Source organism: Amycolatopsis dongchuanensis, from assembly GCF_039542405.1.
Classification (GTDB): domain Bacteria; phylum Actinomycetota; class Actinomycetes; order Mycobacteriales; family Pseudonocardiaceae; genus Amycolatopsis_E; species Amycolatopsis_E sacchari.
On sequence record NZ_BAABIB010000005.1, the window covers coordinates 67,169 to 91,909 of the forward strand.

General features: G+C 71.9%; 21 protein-coding genes. 13 read left to right on the plus strand and 8 right to left on the minus strand.

Annotation, left to right across the window (positions count from 1 at the left end):
- Nucleotides 1-57: 57 nt before the first annotated feature.
- The 3 genes from ABFX51_RS00665 to ABFX51_RS00675 all read right to left on the minus strand — a co-directional run bounded on the left by ABFX51_RS00665 (nt 58) and on the right by ABFX51_RS00675 (nt 2,764).
- The gene (locus tag ABFX51_RS00665) at nt 58-924 is read right to left on the minus strand and encodes an SGNH/GDSL hydrolase family protein (RefSeq protein WP_091512548.1); all 867 of its coding nucleotides are present in this window, start codon (nt 922-924) and stop codon (nt 58-60) included.
- A 71-nt stretch (nt 925-995) separates the two neighbouring features.
- Complete coding sequence (locus ABFX51_RS00670; protein WP_346051390.1) at nt 996-2,162, minus strand: acyl-CoA dehydrogenase family protein; 1,167 nt, start codon at nt 2,160-2,162, stop codon at nt 996-998.
- The gene (locus tag ABFX51_RS00675) at nt 2,159-2,764 is read right to left on the minus strand and encodes a class I SAM-dependent methyltransferase (RefSeq protein WP_091512550.1); all 606 of its coding nucleotides are present in this window, start codon (nt 2,762-2,764) and stop codon (nt 2,159-2,161) included. The genes ABFX51_RS00670 and ABFX51_RS00675 overlap by 4 nt, the downstream gene beginning before the upstream one ends.
- A 43-nt stretch (nt 2,765-2,807) precedes the next feature.
- Between ABFX51_RS00675 and folC the strand changes: the two genes are divergently transcribed.
- A complete protein-coding gene (gene folC, locus ABFX51_RS00680) occupies nt 2,808-4,262 on the plus strand; it encodes a bifunctional tetrahydrofolate synthase/dihydrofolate synthase (RefSeq protein WP_425425858.1) in 1,455 nt (484 codons plus the stop codon).
- Nucleotides 4,263-4,309: 47 nt separating this feature from the next.
- On the plus strand, nt 4,310-4,663 hold the full coding sequence (locus ABFX51_RS00685) for a DUF4233 domain-containing protein (protein WP_346051461.1): 354 nt from the start codon (nt 4,310-4,312) through the stop codon (nt 4,661-4,663).
- Here the strand turns inward: ABFX51_RS00685 and ABFX51_RS00690 are convergent.
- Complete coding sequence (locus ABFX51_RS00690) at nt 4,644-6,146, minus strand: FAD-dependent monooxygenase (protein WP_346051392.1); 1,503 nt, start codon at nt 6,144-6,146, stop codon at nt 4,644-4,646. The genes ABFX51_RS00685 and ABFX51_RS00690 overlap by 20 nt on opposite strands.
- Nucleotides 6,143-6,736: a TetR/AcrR family transcriptional regulator gene (locus tag ABFX51_RS00695; RefSeq protein WP_346051394.1), complete on the minus strand. Its 594-nt coding sequence runs from the start codon at nt 6,734-6,736 to the stop codon at nt 6,143-6,145. The genes ABFX51_RS00690 and ABFX51_RS00695 overlap by 4 nt, the downstream gene beginning before the upstream one ends.
- 121 nt (nt 6,737-6,857) lie before the next feature.
- On the opposite strand from ABFX51_RS00695, the gene ABFX51_RS00700 reads away from it, so the two are divergent.
- From ABFX51_RS00700 to ABFX51_RS00725, 6 genes are all read left to right on the plus strand, one after another.
- On the plus strand, nt 6,858-8,405 hold the full coding sequence (locus ABFX51_RS00700; RefSeq protein ID WP_346051396.1) for an alkaline phosphatase D family protein: 1,548 nt from the start codon (nt 6,858-6,860) through the stop codon (nt 8,403-8,405).
- A 41-nt stretch (nt 8,406-8,446) separates the two neighbouring features.
- Entirely contained in the window at nt 8,447-8,857 is a 411-nt protein-coding gene (gene ndk, locus ABFX51_RS00705) for a nucleoside-diphosphate kinase (RefSeq protein WP_091512562.1), read from the plus strand.
- Nucleotides 8,858-8,917: 60 nt separating this feature from the next.
- A complete protein-coding gene (locus tag ABFX51_RS00710) occupies nt 8,918-9,670 on the plus strand; it encodes an IclR family transcriptional regulator (protein WP_346051398.1) in 753 nt (250 codons plus the stop codon).
- Between the two features lie 115 nt (nt 9,671-9,785).
- Nucleotides 9,786-10,697 carry an ABC transporter ATP-binding protein gene (locus tag ABFX51_RS00715; RefSeq protein ID WP_091512701.1) on the plus strand — a complete coding sequence of 304 codons (912 nt, stop codon included), beginning with the start codon at nt 9,786-9,788 and terminating at the stop codon, nt 10,695-10,697.
- Nucleotides 10,697-11,497 (plus strand): ABC transporter permease, encoded by an 801-nt coding sequence (locus tag ABFX51_RS00720; RefSeq protein ID WP_177228870.1) that lies wholly within the window; start codon nt 10,697-10,699, stop codon nt 11,495-11,497. Before ABFX51_RS00715 ends, ABFX51_RS00720 begins: the two co-directional genes overlap by 1 nt.
- Before the next feature lies 1 nt (nt 11,498).
- Nucleotides 11,499-12,320, plus strand: a complete 822-nt coding sequence (locus ABFX51_RS00725; RefSeq protein WP_346051400.1) for an ABC transporter permease — start codon at nt 11,499-11,501, stop codon at nt 12,318-12,320.
- On the opposite strand, the gene ABFX51_RS00730 is transcribed toward ABFX51_RS00725, so the two are convergent.
- Complete coding sequence (locus ABFX51_RS00730) at nt 12,298-13,665, minus strand: S8 family peptidase (RefSeq protein WP_428832425.1); 1,368 nt, start codon at nt 13,663-13,665, stop codon at nt 12,298-12,300. The two genes, ABFX51_RS00725 and ABFX51_RS00730, sit on opposite strands and share 23 nt — an antisense overlap.
- A gap of 482 nt (nt 13,666-14,147) precedes the next feature.
- Between ABFX51_RS00730 and ABFX51_RS00735 the strand changes: the two genes are divergently transcribed.
- The 5 genes from ABFX51_RS00735 (at nt 14,148) to proB (ending at nt 20,975) form a co-directional block, all read left to right on the plus strand.
- On the plus strand, nt 14,148-17,561 hold the full coding sequence (locus ABFX51_RS00735) for a translation initiation factor IF-2 N-terminal domain-containing protein (RefSeq protein WP_346051402.1): 3,414 nt from the start codon (nt 14,148-14,150) through the stop codon (nt 17,559-17,561).
- A gap of 154 nt (nt 17,562-17,715) precedes the next feature.
- Nucleotides 17,716-18,030 carry a 50S ribosomal protein L21 gene (rplU, locus tag ABFX51_RS00740; protein ID WP_346051403.1) on the plus strand — a complete coding sequence of 105 codons (315 nt, stop codon included), beginning with the start codon at nt 17,716-17,718 and terminating at the stop codon, nt 18,028-18,030.
- A 15-nt stretch (nt 18,031-18,045) separates the two neighbouring features.
- Nucleotides 18,046-18,303 carry a 50S ribosomal protein L27 gene (gene rpmA / locus ABFX51_RS00745; RefSeq protein ID WP_091512577.1) on the plus strand — a complete coding sequence of 86 codons (258 nt, stop codon included), beginning with the start codon at nt 18,046-18,048 and terminating at the stop codon, nt 18,301-18,303.
- A 111-nt stretch (nt 18,304-18,414) separates the two neighbouring features.
- Nucleotides 18,415-19,869 (plus strand): GTPase ObgE, encoded by a 1,455-nt coding sequence (gene obgE, locus ABFX51_RS00750; RefSeq protein WP_346051405.1) that lies wholly within the window; start codon nt 18,415-18,417, stop codon nt 19,867-19,869.
- A complete protein-coding gene (gene proB, locus ABFX51_RS00755; RefSeq protein ID WP_346051407.1) occupies nt 19,866-20,975 on the plus strand; it encodes a glutamate 5-kinase in 1,110 nt (369 codons plus the stop codon). Before obgE ends, proB begins: the two co-directional genes overlap by 4 nt.
- Nucleotides 20,976-21,226: 251 nt before the next feature.
- Here the strand turns inward: proB and ABFX51_RS00760 are convergent, their stop codons facing one another.
- Nucleotides 21,227-22,516: an MFS transporter gene (locus ABFX51_RS00760; protein WP_091512585.1), complete on the minus strand. Its 1,290-nt coding sequence runs from the start codon at nt 22,514-22,516 to the stop codon at nt 21,227-21,229.
- 69 nt (nt 22,517-22,585) lie between these two features.
- Complete coding sequence (locus ABFX51_RS00765) at nt 22,586-24,691, minus strand: RecQ family ATP-dependent DNA helicase (RefSeq protein ID WP_245783253.1); 2,106 nt, start codon at nt 24,689-24,691, stop codon at nt 22,586-22,588.
- Between the last annotated feature and the right edge of the window lie 50 nt (nt 24,692-24,741).

A 24,741-nucleotide genomic window follows, 5' to 3' on the forward strand; every position in this document is an offset into this window, starting at 1 on the left:
CGTTCGTTACGGCGAAACGGCGTCCGCAACCGTTTCGCGACCAAGATCGTGATCTCGTCAGCGCACCGCGCGCTCGACGATCGCCGCCAGGCCGGTCATCCCGGCGAAGTTCGGGTGGTACGGCGCGGCGGTGAGCTTGAGGTCCTTGCCGTTGATCCACGCCGCCGCGCCCGCGCACGCGTCGTGGCCGAGCGACGGGGTGAAGGTGTCCACATAGGACGCCCCACCATCGGCGGCGGCGCCGGAAACCGCCGCGTTGAGCGCTTCCTCCACGCTGTTGAGCCACGCGTAGTCACCGTCGGCGAAGGGCAGGACGTCCGGGCACGTGCCGCTCGGCGGCGCGATCCGCGGGTAGCCGACCGCGAGCACCTTCGCCTGCGGCGAGCGCCGGTGGATCTCCGCGAGCACGGCGGTGATGTTCGCCCGCGTCTGGGGCAGCTTCGCCTTGATCGTGTCGACCCCGTCGACCGTGAACTGCCGCTGGCACGGGTTGCCGGTCGGATCGCTCGCCCGCAGCCCCGGGCACGTGCCCACCAGCGTGCCGAACACGCTGTAGTCGTTGCCGCCGATGCCGAGCGTGACCAGGTCGGTGTCGGGGCGCAGCGCGTCGAGCTGCGGCGGGTTCGTGCCCAGCGGCACCGACTGCGGCGCCGTCATGTCGCCGGTGTCGGCACCGCTGCAGCTGACGTCGGTGTACGACGACACCAGCAGCCGCAGCGCCAGCTGAGCCGGGTAGTTCGACGTGGACCGCAGGCACCCCAAGGGATCCACGCGCTGCAACGGGATCAGCGGGCCCGCGGTGTAGGAGTCACCGAGCGCGACGTACCGCGAAAGCCGCGCCGGTTGTGCCGAAGCGGTCAACGCGGACGCGAGCACGGTGCAGACGGCGAGAACGGCGACGATGAGGCCCCGGCGAGCACGCATGCTTCTTTCCTAGCCCCCGCCGCGGCCGGGCGGCGCCGCCGAAGGGGTGGTGTCGCCCGAAGTCACCCCATTCAGCGGTACGCGGACTGTCCCGTCAGCAGCTGCCCGAGCACCAGCGTGTGGATCTCCTCGGTGCCCTCGTACGTCAGCACCGACTCCAGGTTGTTCGCGTGCCGGATCACCGGGTACTCGAGACTGATCCCGTTGGCCGCCAGGATGGTCCGCGCGGTGCGGGCGATGTCGATCGCGGTGCGCACGTTGGTGAGCTTGCCGAAGCTGACCAGCTCCGGCGGCAGCTCACCGGCATCCTTGCGGCGGCCGAGGTGCAGCGCGAGCAGCAGGCCCTTGTTGAGCTCCAGCGCCATCTGCACGAGCTTCTGCTGCGTCAGCTGGAAACCCCCGATGGGCCTGCCGAACTGCTCGCGGCTCGTCGCGTAGTCCAGCGCGGCCTCGTAGCAGGAACGGCCCGCGCCCAGCGCGCCCCACAGGATCCCGTAGCGCGCCTCGGCGAGGCACGACAGCGGGCCGCGCAGGCCGGTCACCCCCGGCAGCACCGCGGACTCCGGCAGCCGCACGTCCTCCAGCACCAGCTCGGCGGTGGCGGACATGCGCAGCGACAGCTTGTGCTTGATCTCGCGTGCGGTGAACCCCGGCGTGTCCGTGGGCACGACGAACCCGCGGATGCCTTCCTCGGCCCGCGCCCACACGACGGCGACGTCCGCGATCGTGCCGTTCGTGATCCACATCTTCGCGCCGTTGAGCACCCAGTCCGAGCCGTCGCGCTTCGCGGTCGTGCGCATGTCGCCCGGGTCGGAGCCGCGGTCGGGCTCGGTGAGGCCGAAACAGCCGATCTTCTCGCCGCGCGCCATCGCGGGCAGCCACTGCTCCTTCTGCTCGTCGGAGCCGTACTTCCAGATCGGGAACATCGCCAGCGAGCCCTGCACGGACACGAAACTGCGCAGCCCCGAGTCCCCGGCCTCCAGCTCCAGGCAGGCCAGCCCGTACGACGTCGCGTTCGTCCCGGCGCAGCCGTAGCCGGTCAGGTGCATGCCCAGCAGGCCCATCTCGCCGATCGCGCCGACGAGGTGCCGCGGGAACTCCGCGTCCTCGAACCACTGACCGGCGTGCTCGGCGACCTCCTTGCGCACGAACGCCCGCACGGTGTCGGCTATCCCGCGCTCCTCGTCGGTGAGCAGTTCGCGGATGCCCAGCAGGTCACGGGGGTCTGGTTTGCTCATGCCGACCACCCTAAGCGGTACACCAGCAGGTAGCGCCAGAACAGCACTGGGCGCACCGTGCTCCCCGGCAGCAGCCGCGCCGACTCGCGGCGCACCTGCGTCATCGTCATGGTCCAGTCCCGCACGCGGGGTGCGATGGTGTGGTCCGGACCGCCGTTGAGCCGCTCGCCAGCGGCGACGACCGCCCGCGCGAGGAGGTTGAGCGGCGGCGAGAGCACGTGCCACTGCGCGAAGTCGGCGGCCGAGCGCGGCTTCGCCAGGCCCAGCACCACGAGCACCCCGCCGGGGTTGAGCGCGTCCCGCAGCTTCGTCACCGTCTCGAACGGCATGTGGTGCAGCGAGGCCAGGCAGCTGATGAAGTCGTAGCGGCCGAGTTCGGCCTCGGTCACGTCCTCCTGCCGGTAGCAGATGCCACCACCCAGGGCACGGGCCGCCGCGATGACGTCGGCGTCCGGATCGACGGCGTCCACCTCGAGCCCGGCCTCGGCGAGCCGCCGTGCGAACCGACCCGTTCCGCACCCGACGTCCAGCGCCCGACGTGCGCCCGGGGGGACGTGGCGGAGCAACAACGGGTGGTAGTGGGAGTTGTGGTCGAAGGGCATGGGCCCAAACTGCCAGAACGTCGGCGCCCTAGACTTGACAACTGTGGAAGAGGAGTACCCCGCCGAGCTGTCCAGCGGCGACAACTTCGTGGCCGGGCCTCTGCCCGACGACCCCGCGGACGTCGACCCCGTCGACCTCGAGGAGACCGAGCGGCAGGCCCGCCAGGAGCTGCTGAAGGTCGAGGCCGAGCTGAACACGCGCTGGCCGGAGACGAAGATCGAGCCCTCGCTCGACCGCATCCGCGCGCTCGCGACCGTCCTGGGCGACCCGCAGAAGTCCTACCCGGTGCTGCACGTGGCGGGCACCAACGGCAAGGGCTCCACGGTCCGCATGATCGACGCGCTGCTCACCAGGATGGGCCTGCGCGTAGGCCGGTACACGAGCCCCCACCTGCAGCTCGTCACCGAGCGCATCGCGCTGGACGGCGTCCCGATCCCGGCGTCGAAGTACGTCGACATCTACCACGACATCGCGCCGTACATCGCGATGGTGGACGGGGCCGGCGGGCCGCCGATGAGCAAGTTCGAGGTGCTCACCGGCATGGCCTTCGCCGCGTTCGCCGACGCGCCGGTCGAGGCCGCGGTGATCGAAACCGGCATGGGCGGCCGCTGGGACGCCACGAACATCGCCGACGGCCAGGTCGCCGTGATCACCCCGGTCGGCATCGACCACGTCGAGTACCTGGGCGGTGACCTCGCGGGCATCGCGGGGGAGAAGGCCGGGATCATCAAGCCCGGCAGCGTCGCGGTGCTCGCCGAGCAGGACCCGGTGGCGCAGCGCGTGCTGCTGGAGCAGGTGGTCGAGGTCGACGCGACGGTCGCGCGCGCGGGCAGCGAGTTCGCCGTGCTGCGCCGGGAGATCGCCGTCGGCGGCCAGCTGCTCACGCTGCAGGGGCTCGGCGGGATCTACGACGAGATCTTCCTGCCGCTGCACGGTGCCCACCAGGCGCAGAACGCGGTGCTCGCGCTGGCCGCCGTCGAGGCGTTCTTCGGGGCGGGCAAGGACAGGCAGCTCGTGATCGAGGCGGTGCGCGAGGCGTTCGCCGAGGTCCAGACGCCGGGACGGCTGGAGCGCGTGCGTGCCGCGCCGACGGTGCTGATCGACGCCGCGCACAACCCGCACGGCGCCCGCGCCCTGGCCGCCACGATCAGCGAGGAGTTCGCCTTCCGGCGGCTGGCCGCGGTCGTCAGCGTGATGGGGGACAAGGACGCGCGGGGCATCCTCGAAGCGCTGGAACCGGTGGTTTCCGAGATCGTGGTGACCCGCAACAACTCCGAGCGCGCGATGCCGCTGGACGAGCTGAACGACCTCGCGTTGTCGATCTTCGGCGAGGACCGGGTCGTCGCCGAGCCCAGCCTGGACGCGGCCATCGAGACGGCCGTCGCGCTGGTCGAGGAGACCGACGACGAGCCGCTGGCCGGTGGCGGCGTGCTGGTGACCGGTTCGGTCGTGACCGCGGGTGAGGCGAGGACTTTGTTCGGAAAGGAACCCGCGTGAGTGACGCACCGCAGGAGGGCGCCGTCAAGCCGCCCGCGAAGGACCCGATGAAGTCCTTCCGCGGGGTGATGGCCGGCACGCTCGTGTGCGAGGCCATCACCGTCGGACTGGCGCTGCCGGTCGTCGCGCGGCTCGGCGGTGGTGTCGGCACGGTCAAGGGCTGGGCGGTGATCGCCATCGCGATCCTGCTGCTGGTGGCCTGCGGGTTCGTCCGGCGGCCGTGGATCGGCGTGGTGATCGTCGTGCTGCAGCTGGCGTTGATCGCGTTCCTGTTCTCCATCACCGCGATCGGCGTGATCGGCCTGCTGTTCCTCGCGTTCTGGCTGTGGGCGTTCTGGCTGCGCCGGGACGTGGCCCGGCGCATGGCGGCCGGGACCTTGCCTAGCCAGCAACAGCGGTGACGGCGCCGAACCACGTCCGCAACGCCTCGTCGAGCCCGCTGCCACCGGCCCACGCCACGTAGCCGTCGGGACGCACGAGCACCGCGGGCGCGGGCGGCTCGGGGGTCTCGGCGCGCAGGTGGTCCACGCGGTCCCGCCACGGCTCGACCGCTTCACCGAACTCACCGGTGAAGTCCAGCAGCACCGCGCGCCCGGCCCGCATCACCTCGCCGACCCGCGTCGTGCCCAGCGGCAGGTCGGGCATCCACCGGCCGAGCAGCGGATGCGGGGCCGCGGACATCTCGTACCGCACGTCGGCGCCCGCGAGGAGTTCCGCGATCCGGCGCCGCACGACGTCCTCGTCGAGCAGCTCGCCGAAGATCTGCCGCACCGCGCGCACGTCCTCGCCGGGCGAGAGCAGCGCCACCTGCGCCACGGTGTGCAGCAGCACGCGGCGCCCGACCGGGTGCCGTTCACGGTGGTAGGTGTCGAGCAGCCCGTCCGGGGCCCAGCCCCCCAGTTCCGCGGCGAGCTTCCAGGCCAGGTTCAGCCCGTCCTGCAGCCCCAGGTTCAGCCCCGGTCCGCCGAACGACGGGTGCACGTGCGCGGCGTCGCCGAACAGCAGGACCCGGCCCTCGCGGTAGCGCTCAGCCTGCCGGGCGTTGCTGCCGGCCCGGCGCTTCCACTCCGCCGCGCCCGGCGCGGGTTCCACCACCACGTCCCGCCCGACGACCCGGCAGAAGGCGTCCCGCACCTCCTCGAACGTGACCGGCCCGTCGACCGCCGGCTGGTCCCATTCGGCGGAGCCGATGAAGTGCACGCCCGGTTCGAACGACGCGAAGGCGAAGGCGCCGCGCGGAGTCCAGTGCCACTGGAGCGGCCGCACCCGTCCCTCGCCGGGCACCTCGAGCTCGCCGGTTTCCGGCACGAGCCCCGGGTCGCGGATCACCACCAGCCCGGTGCGTGTGACGAACCGGTCGTCGGTGCTGCCGGGGAACCCGATGCCCGCCTGCTTCCGGACCGTGCTGTGCGCCCCGTCGGCTCCCACGAGGAACCGCGTACGCAAGCGCTGTCTGCCTGCAGGCGTGCGGACTTCGAGCGTGACGCCGTCGTCGTCCTGCTCGAACGACTCCAGCTCCCAGCCCCGCCGCACCGCCACGCCGAGTTCGGCGGCGTACGCGTCCAGGCGTTCCTCCAGCACCCGCTGCGGGATCGGCAACGTGTAGAGCGGGTTGTCCGCCACCGCACGCAGATCGAGGCCGAACCCGGCGAACTGGTAGACCGGGGTCGGCGTGGGCGGGCCCGGTTGCCCCGAAAGCCGTTCGTACAGCCCGCGGTAGTCCATGGCCTGCACCACCCTGCCGACGAGCCCGTTGGCCTTCGGCTGGGTGCTGATCTCCGCAAGGCGTTCCAGGACGAGGGGTGCCACCCCGGCCCGGCGCAGTTCGCAAGCCAGGAACAGGCCGTTCGGCCCTCCGCCCGCGATGACGACGTCCGCGTTCACGCTGTCTCCTTCCGCAGGCCCTCACGCAGTCCGGCGAGGGCCTCTCGCAGCAACTCTTCGATGGATGAGGGCGGCTCGGCGCGCAGCCAGTGGTCGAGCGCGACCCGGGTGGCCAGGCTGACCGCGCCCGCGAGGAGCCGCGGGTACATGTCCCGCTCGACGTCGGTGCCGGTCCGCTCCGCGATCGCCGCCGCCAGCTCCAGCTCGGCGGCCTGGTGGCTACTGAGGAACTCCCCTTGCAGCGCGGGGTTCCGCAGGATCCGCTGGACCCCGGCGAGCCACGCGTCGGTGGGCGCGCCCGCGCCCGCGAACTGGGCCAGCACGGCGTTGCTCACCGCGTCCCACACCGGCTCGTCCGCGGGGCGCTCGCGCAGCAGTTCGGCTGCCCTGGTGGTGCGTTGGACGGCCCGCCAGACGATCGCCTCTTGTTTGCTGCGGAAGTAGTTGTTGAAGGTGCGCGGCGAGACGTTCGCCGCTGCGGCGATGTCCTCGACGAGCACGTGCTCCAAGCCTCGTTCCACGGCCAGGCGCAGCGCCGCGTCGGACAACGCCTGCCGGGTCTGCTGCTTCTTCTGCTCCCGCAACCCCATGACGCCCACCGTACGCAAAACTTGCGTGGCACGCAAAATTGCTGATCACGAAAGTTTCTCGTTCATCCGGGGGACAGCGGGAGTTGGCCCGCACGCCCCCGGCGCCGGATAGAAACCGGGCATGACCGAACAGACCCGCCGTTCCCTGCTCAGAACCGGCGCGCTCACCGCCGGCGCGCTGGCGGCCGGCGCGCTCGCCGCCCCGCAGGCGTTCGCCGCCGCCCCGCTCGTCCGCCGCGACCGGCCCGTGCTGACCCACGGCATCCAGTCCGGTGACGTCACCGCCGACTCCGCCATCGTGTGGACCCGCGCGGACCGCCCGTCCCGCATGGTCGTCGAGATCTCCCGCGACCCGTCCTTCCGCAACGCGCGCACGTACCGCGGCCCGCTGCTCACCCCCGACACCGGCGGCACCGGCAAGCTGCGCGTCAGCGGCCTGCCCGCGGGCACCGAGCTGCACTACCGCGTCACCGCCGAGGACGGCCGCGCCACGAGCGAGCCGCTGACCGGCCGGTTCCGCACGGTCCCGCTCGGCCGGTGCGACACGCGGATCCTGTGGTCCGGCGACGTCGTCGGCCAGGGCTGGGGGATCAACCCGGACATCGGCGGGATGACGCCGTACGCCGCGATGGCCGCCCGCCGGCCGGACCTGTTCCTGCACAGCGGCGACACCGTCTACTCCGACGGCCCGCTCACGGAGTCCGTGACGCTCCCCGACGGGCGGGTGTGGCACAACATCGTCACGCCGGAGAAGTCGAAGGTCGCCGAGACGCTCGACGAGTACCGCGGCCAGTTCGCCTACAACCTCTTCGACGAGAACGTGAAGGCGTTCGCGGCCGCCGTGCCCAGCTACGTGCAGTGGGACGACCACGAGGTCACCAACAACTGGTACCCCGGCGAGATCCTCGACCTGCCGCAGTACACCGAGAAGCGCGTCGACGTGCTCAAGCAGCGGGCGTTCCAGGCGTTCCACGAGTGGCAGCCGATCGACGCCAAGCGGGCCGTCGACGGGCGCGTGTACCGCAGCTTCCGCTACGGCAGGCACGTCGAGATCTTCGTGCTGGACATGCGGACCTACAAGGACGCCAACACCGCGGACCAGACCAAGCCGGGGCACATCCTGGGGGACCGGCAGGCGCGGTGGCTCGTCGACGGGCTCAACCGCAGCACGGCGACGTGGAAGATCGTGCAGGCCGACCTGCCCATCGGCCTGGTCGTGCCGGACGGCAGCGGGATCGAGGGCGTCGCGAACGCGCTGCCGGGCGCGCCCGCGGGCCGGGAGGCCGAGCTGGCCTGGGTGCTGCACCGGATCAGGAACGTGGTGAACGTCGTGTGGCTGACCGCCGACGTGCACTACACCGCGGCGCACCACTATTCGCCCGACCGCGCGGCGTTCGCCGATTTCTCGCCGTTCTGGGAATTCGTTTCCGGTCCGCTGCACGCGGGCGCGTTCGGCCCGAACACGCTCGATCCGACGTTCGGCCCGGAGGCGGTTTTCGTCCACGCCCCGCCCGCCGCGAACACTTCGCCGCTGGAGGGTTTCCAGCATTTCGGGGAGCTGAACGTGGACGGCGCCAGCGGTGCGCTGACCGTCGATCTCCGGGACGGGAAGGGCAGTTCACTGTGGTCGAAGACCCTCCGGCCCGAGCGGCCGGGACGGCATCAGTAGGCTGCGCACACCGAGACAATTGATAAAGGAGCAACAGAGTCGTGAGTGAGCGCACGCTGGTCCTGGTCAAGCCCGATGGCGTGAAGCGCGGCCTCGTCGGTGAGGTCATTTCGCGGATCGAGCGGAAGGGCCTGACGCTGGCCGCACTGGAACTGCGCACCGTCGAGCGTTCGGTCGCCGAGGAGCACTACGCCGAGCACAAGGAGAAGCCGTTCTTCGGCGAGCTGCTGGAGTTCATCACCTCCGGCCCGGTCGTGGCGATCGCCGTCGAGGGGCCGCGGGCGATCACCGCCTTCCGCCAGCTCGCGGGCGGCACCGACCCCGTCGAGAAGGCCACCCCCGGCACCCTGCGCGGCGACTTCGCGCTGGAGACCCAGTTCAACCTGGTGCACGGCTCGGACTCGCCGGAGTCGGCGGAGCGCGAGCTGAAGCTGTGGTTCCCCGACCTGTGAGCCGCTAGGACCGGCCCGGGAGCGTTGCGCCCCGGGCCGGTTCCGGCCACCATTCCTCCCATGACCGCCAGCGCCGGCGCCTCGCCCCGATCGGTGCTCGCCCGTGGGCTGTCGCTCCTCGACGCGTTCGAGGCGACCGACACCGAGCTGACGCTCGCGGAACTGGCCGAGCGCACGGGGTTGCCGAAGGCCACCGCGCACCGGCTGGCCGCCGAACTCGTCCGCTGGGGCGGCCTGGAGCGCGCGGGCCAGGGCTACCGCCTCGGCGTCAAGCTCTTCGAACTCGGCCAGCGCGCACCCCGCCGCCGTGACCTGCGGGAGGCCGCGCTGCCGTACCTGCAGGACCTGTACGAGTCCACGCACGAGAACATCCACCTCGCCGTTCCCGCGGGGCCGCACACGCTGTTCCTGGAGAAGGTGACGGGCCACCGCTCGACGCCCATCCTGTCGCGGGTCGGTTCACGCATGCCCGTGCACTGCACGGCCACGGGCAAGCTCTTCCTCGCGCTCGGGCCGCCCGGCTACTTCGCGAAGGTCGCCGCCGCGGGCCTGGCGCGCCGGACACCCCGCACGATCGTCGCGCCGGGCCTGCTGCGCCGGGAGCTGGACCGCGTCTGCGAGCGCGGCTACGGCGTCAACCGCGAGGAGTCCGAGGCGGGGGTCGCGGCGGTCGCCGCCCCGGTGTACGACGCGCGGCGCCGCCTGCTCGCGGCCATCTCGATCACGGGCGGCGTGGAGCGCCTGGACCTCGACCGCCTGGCACCGGCGGTGCGCACGGCGGCCTTCGCGCTGTCGAGGGAGCTGGCGGGCTGACACCTCGAAGGCTTTCGGTGCCCTTCGCCCGCGCAACCCGGGCAGCGATCCGGTAAACGGTTCGAAACTGTCGGTGCCTGCCCGTACTGTGCTCGGCGTGGACGAAGCACCGAACATGGTCCAGGCCAAAGCGCTCGTGAAGCGCTTCGGCGGGTTCGAGGCCGTCCGGGGGATCGACGTCGAGGTGCGCCGCGGCGAGGCGTTCGGTTTCCTCGGCCCGAACGGCGCCGGCAAGTCCTCGACCATGCGCATGATCGCCTGCGTTTCGCCGCGCTCCGACGGGGACCTGCGGGTGCTGGGCATGGACCCGGACGTCGAGGGCCCGCGGATCCGCGCGCGGCTCGGCGTGGTGCCGCAGCAGGACAACCTGGACACGGAGCTGACGGTCCGGCAGAACCTCCAGGTGTACGCGCGTTACTTCGGGCTGTCGCGGGCGCGGGCGCGGAGCAAGGCCGACGAGCTGCTGGAGTTCGCGCAGCTGTCCGACCGGGCCGACGCGGAGGTCGATCCGTTGTCGGGCGGCATGAAACGGCGCCTGACCATCGCGCGCTCGCTGGTCAACGAACCGGAGCTGCTGCTGCTCGACGAGCCGACGACGGGGCTGGACCCGCAGGCCCGGCACCTGTTGTGGGACAGGCTGTTCCGGCTCAAGGCGCAGGGCGTCACGCTGATCGTCACGACGCACTACATGGATGAGGCCGAACAGCTGTGCGACCGGCTCGTCGTCATGGACGCCGGGCGCATCGTCGCCGAGGGCTCGCCCGCCGAGCTGATCGCGCGGTACTCCACCCGTGAGGTGCTGGAGCTGCGTTTCCCGCCGGGGCAGGAGGTTCCGGCGGAGACGTTCGCCGATCTCGCCGAGCGGGTGGAAGCCCTGCCCGACCGCGTGCTGCTCTACACCGCGGCGGGGGAGTCGGCGCTGGAACAGGTGCACGCACGGGGCTGGCGGCCGCTGTCGAGCCTGGTGCGGCGCAGCACGCTGGAGGACGTGTTCCTCCGGCTCACCGGCCGGACGTTGGTGGACTGATGGTCGTTTCCACGGGCCGGGTCGTCGGGTCCTGGCGGGCGGCGTGGCTGCGCGTCGAGGGCAGCTGGACGTGGTACCGCCGGTACTGGAAGTCCAACCTGTACTCGTCCGGGCTGCAGCCGCTGCTGTTCCTGATCGCGATGGGGCTGGGCTTCGGTTCCCAGGTGCGCGCCGGGCCCGCCACGGGCGGGCTGCCGTACGTGCAGTACATCGCGCCGGCGTTGCTGGTGTCCGCCGCGATGCAGAACGCGGTCGGCGAGTCGACGTACCCGGTGCTGTCGGGGTTCAAGTGGCAGAAGGACTACCTGGCGGTCACGGCCACGCCCATCACCGCCGGGCAGCTGCTGGGCGGGCACTTCGCGTGGGTCGCGCTGCGGTTGACGCTGGCGAGCACGGTGTACGCGGTGATCGCGCTGCCGTTCGGGGCGTGGCTCAACGCGGGCGCGCTCCTCGTGGTGCTGACGGGCGTGGTCACCGGGCTGGCCTGCGCGGCACCGGTCACGGCGTTCGCGGCGAGCACCTTCGACGAGGGCGTTCGCTTCACCGCGTTGTTCCGGTTCGTCGTGATGCCGATGACGTTGTTCGCGGGCACGTTCTTCCCGATCGAGCAGATCCCGCTCGCGCTGCGCTGGCTCGCGTGGATTTCCCCGCTGTGGCACGGGAACCAGCTCGCCCGGGGTGTGACGCTCGGCGGGGTGCCGTGGCCGGCGATGCTCGGTCACCTGGCGTTCCTGGCCGCGTTGTTCGCGGTCGGCGCGGTCCTGGCGCGCCACTACTTCTACCGCAGGCTGGTGGTGTGACGTGACCGCGCTGGAACCCCGGCCCGGCGTCCTGCTGCGGGTCCTGCCGCCCAGCCTGTACGCGGGCCGCGCGAGCAAGGTCGTCGAACGCTCGATGCTCGCGTACTCGCGGATGTGGCTCGTCTTTGTCTCCGGCGTGTTCGAGCCGCTGTTCTACCTGCTGGCGTTCCAGGTCGGCTTCGGCAGGCTGGTCGACGACGTCGTCGGCCCGGGCGGCCAGCCGATGAGCTACGTGGCGTTCGTGGCGCCCGCGCTGCTCGCGTCCTCGGCGATGAACGGCGCGGTGCTCGACAGCACGTACAACGTGTTCTTCAAGTTCCGCTACGCGAAGACGTACGACGCGATGCTCGCCACCCCGATCGGGCCGCTGGACGTCGCGCTCGGCGAGATCTCCTGGTGCGTGCTGCGGGGCGGTCTCTACGCCGTCGCGTTCTTCGCGGTGATGCTGGGCATGGGCCTGGTGACGTCGGCGTGGGCCGTGCTGCTGATCCCGGTCGCGCTGCTGATCGCGTTCGCGTTCGCGGCGGTCGGCATGACGTGCGCGACCTTCCTGCGCTCGCCCTCGCAGTTCGACTACATCCAGCTCGCCGTGATGCCGATGTTCCTGTTCTCCACCACCTTCTACCCGCTGACGGTGTACCCGGAGGCGCTGCGGGTCGTGGTCCAGTGCTTCCCGCTGTACCACGGGATCGAGCTGATGCGGAAGCTGTCGGTGGGCGTGTTCGACGTCGCGATGCTGGGCCACCTGGCGTACCTGCTCGCGCTGGCGGCGCTCGGCCTGTGGGGCGTGTCGCGGCGGCTCAGCCGGCTGCTACTGAGCTGACAGCGCCCCCGGCCGCGTCCACCATGCCGTGGCCGTAGAAGCCGTTGTAGCCGGTGTACCCGGTGCAGAACGCGTCCTGGTGCCCGTCGCCGGTGAGGTCGTAGTCGTCGGGGCAGGCGAGCGGCCGCGCGCCCCGGTACAGGGCGGCGCTGAGCTGGCGCGGGCCGAACCCGGGGTGTGCCGACGCGACGAGCGCGGCCACCCCGGCGACGTGCGGCGCGGCCATCGACGTCCCGCACATCGGCGCGTAGCCACCCGGCACGGTCGACAGCACGCAGTCGCCGTGAGTGCCGCCCGGCGCGGCGAGGTCCACGACGCCGAGCCCGTACGAGCTGTATCCCGCCTTCACCTCGTCACGCCCCACGGCGGATACCGTCACCGCGTCCCGCAACCCGGCGGGCAGTTCTTCGCAGCCCGAGGGCGCGGCGTCCGGCCGCACGGGGGTGAGGTCGGCGGCTTCGTTCGTCGCGGCGGTCACGGTGAGCGTGCCCTGCGCCGTCGAATACTGGACGGCACGCGCGATCGCCTCGCGCACCACCGCGAACCCGCGCCGCTGCGAGCACGACACGCCCCACGGATCGACCGCGAAACTCGCGTTGACCACCCGCAGGTGCCGTTCCGCCGCCCACATCAGCCCGCACACCGCGGCCTCGGGATCGACGTAGCCGCGGTCGTTGAGCACCTTCACCGACGCCACCCGCACCCCCGGCGCCACGCCGGTGATGCCCTTCCCGTCGTCCGCGGCGGCGATGATCCCGGCCACGTGCGTGCCGTGCGCCGAGGTCGTCGGCTGCCACGCCGCGGGCGAGCGGTCGGACACGCCGGTGAGGCAGCCTGCCGAGTCCTCCGCGTCGACGGCCTTCGCGAGATCCGGCTGGCTCGGGTCGATCCCGGAGTCGAGCACGCCGACCACGACGTCCGGGCTGCCCGCACGCGGTCCGGCGTCGATGGCGGCGAGGTTCCACTGCTCACCGGTGCGGTCCTCGCCCGACACGCCCGCGGCGTCCGGGAGTTCCGCGCGCACCGCGGCCCCGCCCCGCCGCACCTGCTGTGCGCTGAAGGCCCGGTCCGGCCCGAACTTCGCCGCGAACCCCGGATCGGCCGAGCGCACCACGCCCACGCCGATCTCGGGGTAGTAGACCGAGGTGGCGCCACACGCCGCCGCGACCTGCCCCGCGGCGACGTCCTCCGCCGTACCCTGGTCGAAGACGACCAGGTAGCGCACGCTGCGCCCGTCGTCGCCGCAGCCGGGGTCGCGCTGGTCCGCGACGGCCGCCGGGGCGGCGGCCGCGACCAGCAGCACGGCCGACGCGCCGAGCGCAAGGGACCGTCCCAACCCGGACAACCGAACCTCCACCGGACCTGCGGTACCAGGCGACGCTAGGCCACCGCCGGACGGGCGGACAAGCGGAACGGGCAAGTTCGCCCGGCCGGGCGGGCACGGCGCCCGCGACAGGGAAGCGCGCGGCTCCGGCGGTCCGGTGTGGGATACTCGGGGTGGCCGCCGAGCCGGGACGCCCGTCAACCGCGGTGCGAACCGGCGCCGATGGCCCGGTGACGTGCGGGAAGAGCGCCGGTCGTCGCCACCTGATCAGGTGGCTCGACGAACGTGGAAGGCGGAGCGGGAAGCCGCCGGCCCGGCCGGTACGTGATCGAGCAGAGCTGCCTCCGGCGGCTGCCGGACCTCCGGTGCGGTCGGAGCTTGAGAGGCACAGGATTCCCGTCGGCGGTGACCACCGCGGCGGAACAGGACAGGAAGGGGCCCCTGCGCGGCCGCGTCCTTCCAGCGTGAGCGCTGGCAGACGCGCCCGGGGGCGGAGGAGACAGATGACGAACGCGGAAACACCCGCCGAGAACACCGGCGGGGACACCGCCACACCCACCGGCCCGCTGGGCGAGCTGCCCGCCAGGGTCCGGGTGCACGCACTGGCCAAGCTGCTCGGGTCGAACAGCAGGGACGTGCTGGCGAAACTGACCGAACTGGGCGAGACCGTCCGCAGCGCGCAGTCGAGCGTGCCGAAGGACGTCGCCATCCGGGTGGCCGAGGCGTTCGCCGCCCCGGCCGAGGAGGTCGTTCCGGAAGCGCCGGAGGCCCCGCAGCCCGAGGCGGCCGAGTCCGACACCACCGAGCTGACCGCTCCGCCCGAGGTGGAGGCGGCCGAGGAGACCGAGCCCGAGCCGGTGCGCCCGCTGGCCCACGTGCCGGTGTTCGCGGCGCCGTCGCCGGTGTTCCTGCCGCCGGAGCCGCCCGTGGCGCGGCCGGAGCCGAAGCCGCAGGAGGAGGAGCCCGCCGAGGACGGGCAGGCGGAGGCTCCCGAGCGCGACGAGCGTGACAAGGACGACGACGGTGAGGACGGGAGCGCCCGTCGCCGTCGGCGTCGCGGCCGTCGTGGTCGCGGCCGGGGCAAGGGCGGCGAGGACAGCGCCGGCGGCGAGGACGAGTCCGCCGAGCAGCCGGAGCAGGCCGAGGAGGCCCGGTCCGAGGACGAGGCGAAGCCCGAGGCCGAAGCCGAGAGCGAGGACGACGACTCCGACGAGGCGGAGACCGGCACGAGCCGCCGCCGTCGTCGGCGTCGTCGCCGGAAGGCGTCCGACGACGACGGTGCCGAGGCCACGAGCGACGACCCGCCGAACACGGTCGTCCACGTCCGCGACAGCAAGCCCGAGGCGGACAAGAGCGCCAAGGAGCCCAAGGACAAGGGTGACGGCGTCCGCAGCGTCCGTGGTTCGACGCGGCTGGAGGCCAAGCGCCAGCGCCGCCGTGACGGCCGCGAGGCGGGCCGCCGCCGCGCGCCGATCCTGTCCGAGGCCGAGTTCCTGGCGCGCCGCGAGGCCGTCGAGCGCACGATGGTCGTGGCCGAGCGCGGCGACCACACGCAGATCGGCGTCCTCGAGGACGGTGTGCTGGTCGAGCACTTCGTGACGTCGCACGGCAGCGGCTCGATCGTGGGCAACGTCTACCTGGGCCGCGTGCAGAACGTGCTGCCGTCGATGGAGGCGGCGTTCGTCGACATCGGCCGCGGCCGCAACGCGGTGCTCTACGCCGGTGAGGTGGACTGGGACGCCGCCGGCCTGGAGGGCAAGTCCCGCAAGATCGAGCAGGCGCTGTCCACCGGCGACAACGTGCTGGTGCAGGTCACGAAGGACCCGGTCGGCCACAAGGGCGCGCGGCTCACCACGCAGATCTCGCTGCCGGGCCGGTTCCTGGTGTACGTGCCCTCCGGTGGTGCCACCGGGATTTCGCGGAAGCTGCCGGAGAACGAGCGCCGCCGCCTGAAGGACATCCTCAAGCGCATCGTCCCCGAGGACGCGGGCGTGATCATCCGCACCGCCTCGGAGGGCATCAGCGAGGAGGAGCTGGAGCGCGACGTCCGCCGCCTGAAGGCCCAGTGGGAGGTCATCAAGGAGAAGGCGGACGCGGCGGGCGGCGGCAAGAAGTCCGCCGCGCCGACGATGCTCTACGAGGAGCCGGACCTGCTGGTCAAGGTCGTCCGCGACCTGTTCACCGAGGACTTCGCGAAGCTGGAGGTCCAGGGCGACACGGCGTGGGAGACGATCAACGCCTACGTCAACCACGTGGCGCCGGACCTCGCCGGGCGGCTCAAGCGGTACGTGGGCACGGGCGACGTGTTCACCGACTACCGCATCGACGAGCAGATCACGAAGGCGCTGGACCGGAAGGTGTGGCTGCCCTCGGGCGGGTACCTGGTCATCGACCGCACCGAGGCGATGACGGTGATCGACGTCAACACGGGCAAGTTCACCGGGTCGGGTGGCAACCTCGAGGAGACGGTGACCAGGAACAACCTGGAGTCCGCCGAGGAGATCGTCCGCCAGCTGCGGCTGCGCGACATCGGCGGCATCATCGTGATCGACTTCATCGACATGGTGCTGGAGTCCAACCGCGAGCTGGTGCTGCGGCGGCTGACCGAGTGCCTCGGCCGTGACCGCACCCGGCACCAGGTGGCGGAGGTGACGTCGCTGGGTCTGGTGCAGATGACCAGGAAGAAGGTCGGCACCGGGCTGCTGGAGGCGTTCTCCACCACGTGCGAGCACTGCAAGGGCCGCGGCGTGGTGATCTCGACGGAGCCGCAGCGCGCCGGGAACGGCGGCGGTTCGAACGGCAACGGCAACCAGCACGGGAGCGGCGGTTCGCGCCGTTCGCGGGGTCGCGGCAAGGGTGCGGAGGAGCCGCAGCAGGCCGAGGCCGGCGGCAAGAACGTGCAGCGGGAGTCCGTGGTGTCGGCCGTGCAGGCGATGGCCCACGCGGCGAAGCTCGCGTCGTCGGGCAAGCCGGAGGACGAGGCGGAGCAGGCGGCCGAGGAGACCGCGGAGCAGGTGGTCACCGCCGCGCTGAACGGCCGCCACGAAGCGCCGGGCGAGCCGGTCCACGAGCAGACGGACACGGTGCCGGAGGCGGAAACCAGCACGGCCGACCGTCCCACCACGCGACGCGCCCACCGCAGGGCCCGCGCCGCGGAGCGGAACGCCCAGGCCGCTACGAGCGCTTCGGACGCTTCGGGTGCGGAGGCCGTCGGGTCGGCTGCCGGGGCGGAAGCGGGTTCCGCAGCCGCTGAACCAGGTGCCGAAGCTCCCCAGTCCGCCGAGCCGCGCACCGGGGCAGCCGAGTCGGTTTCCTCGGCTGAACAGCCCGCTGCCACCGCGGAGCCGGGCGCCCAGCCCGCTGCTGAGTCGTCGGCCCCCGCCGAGCCGACTCCGCCGGTCAGTGAGCCCGCCACCGTCGAGTCCAGCACCCGCCCCACCGGGCAGGAGCCGGACGAGGCCCAGCAGGCCGCCACCGAGCCGGGCGAGGGCCAGGAGCCCGCTGCCTCGGCCGCCAGCGAGCCGCAGCAGCCCGCCACCTCGGTGCCGGGCGAGGGCCACCCCGCCCCGGCATCGGGCGAGCAGGCCTCCGGCGAGCCGCAGCGCCCCGCCGCAGAGTCGAACGGCGCCGAGCGGCCCGCTCCCGCGGCCCAGGCCGCGCAAGAGCAGGCCCAGCCCGCCAGCGAGCCGAACCAGCCCGCGCAGGAGTCGGCCAGGGCCGCGCAGGAGCAGGGCCAGCCCGCCAGCGAGCCGACCCAGCCCGCCACCGAGCAGCCCGTGGCGCAGGAGCCCACCAGCGCCACCGAGCAGCCCGAGGTCGACGTGCCGACCCCGGCCGTGCGCACCGCCCGCCGGCGTCCGCGCCGTGCGGCCTCGCGCCCGGCCGGGCCGCCGGTGCACGCCTCGGACCAGAGCTGACCGGGTAAGACGCCCCCCGGTGTTCACCAGCACCGGGGGGCCACGTAACCTATAGGACGGCCCGCCAGCGTGCGGGCCATGGCGCGATCACCGGACCGCCCGAGCGGGCCGTGTCGCAAGCCCTCACCCATTGTCGAGTAAGCAGGAGACTTCCGTGTCGGCGTACGCGATCGTCAGGACCGGCGGCAAGCAGTACAAGGTGGCCGTCGGCGACGTCGTCGAGGTCGAGAAGCTCGAGGGCGAGCCGGGCACCGAGCACACTTTCCCCGCCGTGCTGTATGTCGATGGCGGCGAGGTCACCACGGACGCCGACGCGTTGGCGAAGGTCTCGGTCACCGGCAAGGTCGTCGAGCAGACCAAGGGTCCGAAGATCCGGATCCACAAGTTCAAGAACAAGACCGGCTACCACAAGCGCCAGGGTCACCGGCAGAAGCTGACCCGCGTCGAGGTCACCGGAATCAGCAAGTAAAGGAGCTGAGTAAGCATGGCACACAAGAAGGGTGCTTCCAGCTCCCGCAACGGGCGTGACTCCAACCCGCAGTACCTCGGCGTCAAGCGCTACGGCGGCCAGGTCGTCAAGGCGGGCGAGATCCTCGTCCGGCAGCGGGGCACCAAGTTCCACCCCGGCGTGAACGTCGGCCGCGGCGGTGACGACACGCTGTTCGCGCTGGCCGCCGGTGCGGTCGAGTTCGGTGCGAAGCGTGGCCGCAAGACGGTCAACATCGTCCCGGTCGAGGCCTGAGGCCCGCCGAGACACGCTGTAGCTCTTCTGACGAGGGGCGGGCCCGGAACAAATTCGGGTCCGCCCCTCGTTTTTGTCTGAAGTGGTCCTGAATAGACGGAAAGGCAAGACATGGCGTCCCGGTTCGTTGACCGTGCGGTGATCCAGGTGGCCGCCGGCGACGGCGGGAACGGCTGCGCCTCGGTGCACCGCGAGAAGTTCAAGCCGCTCGGCGGCCCCGACGGGGGCAACGGCGGTCACGGTGGCGACGTGCTGCTGGTCGTCGACCAGAACGTGCACACGCTGCTCGACTTCCACTTCCGCCCGCACGCCACCGCCGGCAACGGCAGGCAGGGGCAGGGCAGCCACCGCGCCGGTGCGGCCGGGGAGACGCTGGAGCTGAAGGTCCCGGCGGGCACGGTCGTGCTGACCGAGGACGGCGAGGTGCTCGCGGACCTCACCACGCCCGGCACCACCTTCGTCGCCGCTCAGGGCGGTCGCGGTGGCCTCGGTAACGCCGCGCTCGCGTCGAAGGCCCGCAAGGCGCCCGGTTTCGCGTTGCTCGGCGAGCCGGGGGAGGCGCGCACGCTCGTCCTGGAGCTGCGCTCGGTCGCGGACGTCGGGCTGGTCGGGTTTCCGTCGGCGGGCAAGTCGTCGCTGATCTCGGTGCTGTCGGCCGCCAAGCCGAAGATCGCGGACTACCCGTTCACCACGCTGGTGCCGAACCTCGGCGTCGTGACGGCGGGCGAGACGGTGTTCACGATGGCCGACGTGCCGGGGCTGATCCCGGGCGCCAGCGAGGGCAAGGGCCTCGGCCTGGACTTCCTGCGGCACATCGAGCGGTGTGCGGTGCTGGTGCACGTCGTCGACTGCGCGACGTACGACCCGGGCCGCGACCCGCTGTCCGATGTGGACGCCCTGGAGGAGGAGCTCGCCCGGTACACCCCGGGGCTGGGCGGCGAGCTGGCCGACCGGCCGCGCGTGGTGGTGCTGAACAAGATCGACGTGCCCGAGGCGGCGGAGCTGGCGGAGATGGTGCGCCCGGAGCTGGAGGCGCGCGGGATGCCGGTGTTCGAGGTGTCCACCGCGACGCGGCAGGGCCTGCGTGAGCTGACGTACGCGCTCGGCGGCATCGTCGAGCAGTACCGGGCGGAGCAGCCGAGCCCGGAGGCGGAGCGGATCGTGCTGCGCCCGCAGGCGATCGACGACGCCGGTTTCACCGTGGAGCCGGACCCGGAGGAGCCGGGCGGCTTCATCGTGCGGGGTGCGCGTCCCGAGCGGTGGATCCGGCAGACCAACTTCAGCAACGACGAGGCCGTCGGCTACCTTGCCGACCGGCTCAACCGCCTCGGTGTCGAGGACGAGCTGGCGCGCCAGGGTGCGCGGCCGGGGTGCCCGGTCACCATCGGTGGCGTCACGTTCGACTGGCAGCCGTCGACGCCGGGTGTGGTCACGCACCTGGCCGGGCGCGGCACGGACGTGCGGCTCGAGGACCGCAGCCGGGTCACGGCGGCGCAGCGCAAGGAAGCGCGTCGTATCCGGCGTGAGGGCGTGCCCGAGGACGACGACGAGCTGGACGAAGAGTGAGCGTCACCCGGAAGGCTGTGGCGGGCGCGGAACGGCTGGTCGTGAAGGTCGGTTCTTCGGCGCTGACCACGGCCGGGAGCGGTCTGGACGTCGAGAGGCTGAACGCGCTGGTGGACGCTCTGGCGGCCCGGATCGCGCAGGGCAGCCAGCTCGTGCTGGTGTCGTCGGGCGCCATCGGTGCCGGTCTCGCGCCGCTGGCGCTGGGCAAGCGCCCGAAGGACCTGGCGACGCAGCAGGCCGCGGCGAGCGTGGGGCAGTTGCAGCTGGCGCACGCGTACGCGGAGTCGTTCGGCCGGTATGCGCTCACGGTCGGCCAGGTGCTGCTCACGTCCGATGACGTGGTGCGGCGGTCGCATTACCGCAACGCGCAGCGCACGTTTTCGCGGTTGCTCGCGCTGGGCGCGGTGCCGGTGGTGAACGAGAACGACACGGTCGCCACGGAGGAGATCCGCTTCGGCGACAACGACCGGCTCGCCGCGCTGGTGGCACACCTCATCGGTGCCGACGCGCTGGTCCTGCTGTCCGATGTGGACGGACTGTACGACGGCGACCCGCGCGACGGTGCGACGCGCAAGATCGCCGAGGTCGCGGATGACTCGGACGTCGAGGGCATCACGGTGGGCATGTCCAGCTCAGGGCTGGGCACGGGTGGCATGGTCTCCAAACTGGCCGCGGCGAGGACAGCCGCGGCGGCGGGGATCCCGGTATTGCTCGCCGCGGCGAGCGAGGCGTCACGGGCGCTGAGCACGGCAGAGGTCGGCACAGCCTTCGCGGCGGCCGATTCGCGCCTGTCCGCGCGCCGGTTCTGGCTCGGTTACGCGGCAGGCCCAACGGGACGGCTCCAGCTCGACGACGGCGCGGTCGCCGCGGTCGTCCGCCGTCGCCGATCGTTGTTGGCAGCGGGCATCACAGGCGTCAGCGGGGATTTCCAGGCTGGCGACGTCGTTGAGCTGGTCGATCCGGCGCAGCGCGTGGTCGCCCGAGGCGTGGTGGCGTTCGACGCCACCGAACTGCCCGAGCTCATCGGCCGCTCCAGCCACGAACTGCCCGCGGAACAACGCCGAGAGGTCGTCCACGCGGACGATCTCGTGCCGCTGCGCCCCTGAGGCCGCGTCGTCGGTGGGCCGCTCGGGCTGACCGTGGGGCCGTGGCGTGCTGACGTTGCCCGCGGCGGTGGTGCTGCTGCGGGCGCCGCCGTCGCTGCGTTGCTGAGGCCGCCTCCCGCCGCGAGCTGGCGGGGGTGCGGGCAGTGGGGCAGACGCTCGCTGTGGGGCAGACGCTCGCTGTGGGGCGGCACGGGGGCACCGCCCGCGGCTGCGCTGCTGAGGCCGAGCCCGGCGTGGGGGCCGCCAAGCCGTTAGCGCAGCTCGCTACCCCGCGTCTCCGGCAGCGTCAGGAGCACGAGGAACGTGATCACGGCGGCCACGGCCACGTACCAGAAGAACACCGTCGACAGGTTCGCCGCGGAAAGGGCGCTGATCACCAGCGGCGCGGTGCCGCCGAACACCGCGACCGTGAGGTTGTACCAGGCACCGATCCCCAGACCCCGCAGCGCCGTCGGGAACAGCTCGCTCATGATCGCCGGTGCGAGCGAGGACAACGCCGCGTACAGCCCGAGCCCCACGCAGAACACCACGAGCAGCCCTCCGAGCCCTGGCCGCACCAAAGCGGACAGTGGCACGATCAGGACGGCGGTCAGGCCGGACCAGACGTAGAGTTGCGGCTTGCGCCCGATCCGGTCGGAGAGCATCCCGTAGGGGTACTGCAGCATGACGAACAACGCGGTGCCCACCGACAACGCCAGGAACACGTCGACGTCGCTCGCGTGCCGGGTCTTCACGGCGAACGGTGTCAAGGCGCTGAAGAACGTGTAGTAGCACAGCGTCGACAGCATCGTGATCCCGATGAGTTGCCCGACGGCCTTCGGGTGCTGCCGCAACGTCGCCAGCAGCGGCCGTTCCACGCGACGCGCGGTCGCCTTGTTCTCCTCGAACTGCGTGGTCTCCACCAGACTGCGGCGCAGCCACAGGCCGATGGCGCCCAGTACCCCGCCCAGCAGGAACGGGATGCGCCAGCCGAACGAGTACAGGTCGGCTTTGTCCATCGTCCGCGCCAGCACGAAACCGAGCACCGAAGCGAGCAACACAGCCGATCCCGTCGAGATGTAGAAGAACGACGAGTAGCGGCCACGCCACCGCGTGGGCGCGATTTCGCCCAGGTACGCCGACGCGTTCGACACCTCACCGCCCAGCGACAGCCCCTGCGCGATCCGGGCCAGCAGGAGCAGGACCGGGGCCAGCCAGCCGACGAGGGAGAACGTCGGCAGGATGCCGATGACCACCGAGCCGCCCGCCATCAGGCTGATGGTCAGGATCATGGCCGGCTTCCGCCCCCGCACGTCGGCGAACCTGCCGAGCAGGAACCCGCCCAGCGGCCGGAAGAAGAACGCCAGCGCGTAGGTGGCGAAGGTGTTGATCTGTGCCAGTGTCTCGTTGCCGGATGGGAAAAACGCCGTGGCGAAGTAGATGCTGAAGGTCGCGTAGATGGTCCAGTCGAACCACTCGAGGGCGTTGCCGACGCTGGCCGCGAACAGCTTGCGGAGCGGCAACCGGTGCCGGACCTCGGACTCGATCTTCGACTCGGCCATCAGTGCCTCCACCGCATCGCCCGATTGATGGAGATTGCCACACCGTCGGCTGTTTCGGAAGACTCCGTCCTAGTTCACCGCTGCGAGCGCGAACGGCAGGACCGCGGGCGCACCTCCCTTCCGCAGCAGGCGCGCTGCCATCGTCATCGTCCACCCCGTGTCCACCAGATCGTCCACGAGCAGGACAGGCCCCTCTACAGTGGACAGTTCTGCGGCCAGGTCCTCCGGCAGGACAAGGCGTTGCCACAGGTCCGCCACCCGTTGCGCACTGTTCGCCCGCCGGGGTGCCGGCCCGTGCGCCTCGAGCGTGCCGAGGAGCCGTAACCTGCCCACCTCGGCGAACCGCGCCGCGAGGCTCTGCGTGAGGGTTGGCCTGGTGGCGGAGGCCATGGCTACCACCGCAACGGGCCGCTGTGCCCAGTCCCATGCGGCGAGTACCGACACACAGGCCTGGAACACCGCTGCCGGTACCTCGGTGTCCGGGGCCGTAGGTCCGACCAGTTCCCGCAACCGGTTGCCCCAGCCCACATCGGTGAGCCGTCCGAGCGTCCGGCCCGGCTTGGCCTGCTCCTCCTCCGGGATCCGGCCGGACAAGGGCACGTCGAGAGTGCGCATCCCGGTGGGCCACTGCCGCCGCGGGCTCAGCTCGACACCCGGCTGCCGCAGCAGGCTCCCCGTTGTTTCGACGACGTTGGCGGAAACCCTTGCTTCCCGCCGGTTTCCCGTGCAGTTGTCACAGCGCCCGCAGGGTTGGGCGTACGGATCGTCCAACTGGCGTAACAGGAACTCCATCCGGCACCCGTCGGTCGCCTGGTACTCCAGCATGGCTCGCTGCTCCGCGCCGCGTGCCTCGCTCACGCGGCGGTAGCGTTCGGCTTCGTACTCCCAGCGCTGCCCGGTCGACTCCCAGCCACCGCGCACCCGCCGCACGGCGCCGTCGACATCGAGCACCTTGAGCACCATCTCCAGCCGCGACCGGGACAGCTCCACCTTCGGCTCCAGTGCCGCTGTCGACAGTGGACGGTCGGCTTCCGCCAGCGCGTCGAGCACCTGCGTGACCCGCCGCTCATCGGGAAACGCCAGTGAGCTGAAGTAGTTCCAGATCTCCCGGTCCTCCGCGCCGGGCAGCAGGATCGCCTCCGCCTTGCGCACGCCACGGCCCGCGCGGCCGACCTGCTGGTAGTAGGCGATCGGGGACGAGGGAGCGCCCAGGTGCACGACGAACCCGAGGTCCGGTTTGTCGAACCCCATGCCGAGCGCCGAGGTCGCCACCAGTGCCTTGACCCGGTTGCCCAGCAGGTCGTCCTCCGCTGCCTCCCGCTCCGCGGGATCCGTCTTGCCGGTGTACGACGCCACCTCGTACCCGTGCTCACGCAGCAGCCTCGCCACGTCGTCCGCCGCGGCGACCGTCAGGGTGTAGATGATCCCCGACCCCGGCAGCTCCGCCAGCTGTTCGGCGAGCCACGCGATCCGTGCCTCCGCCGTCGGCAGTTCCACGACAGACAGGTGCAGGCTCTCCCTGTCGAGCGGACCACGCAGCACCAGCGTGTCCGAACTGGTGCCCAGCCCCAGCTGCTCCGTCACGTCGGTGACCACCCTGTCGTTGGCCGTCGCCGTGGTCGCGAGCACGGGCACTCCGGCGGGCAGCTCCGCCAGCAACGTCCGCAGCCGCCGGTAGTCCGGCCGGAAGTCGTGCCCCCAGTCGGAGATGCAGTGCGCCTCGTCGACCACGAGCAGCCCGGCCGAGGACGTCAGCTTCGGCAGGACCGCGTCCCGGAAATCGGGGTTGTTGAGCCGTTCCGGGCTGACGAGCAGGACGTCGACCTCCCCGGCCGCGATCCTGGCCTGCACCTCGTCCCACTCGTGGGGGTTCGCCGAGTTCACCGTGGCCGCCGCGATACCCGCGCGGGAGGCCGCCGCGATCTGGTTGCGCATCAGGGCGAGCAGCGGCGAGATGATGACCGTCGGCCCTGCTCCCTGTTGTCGCAGCAGCGCCGTGGCCAGGAAGTACACGGCCGACTTGCCCCAGCCGGTGCGCTGCACGACGAGCGCGCGCCGGTGCTCGGCGACCAGTGCTCTGATCGCCGTCCACTGGTCGTCGCGCAGCGTGGCACCGTCACCGGCCAGCGCCCGCAGCAGTGTGTCGGCTCGTTCTCGCAATTCCTGGATCTGCACGGGTCCACCTCTACCGGATGCGGACGACGAAGACCGAATCCAAACCGTGC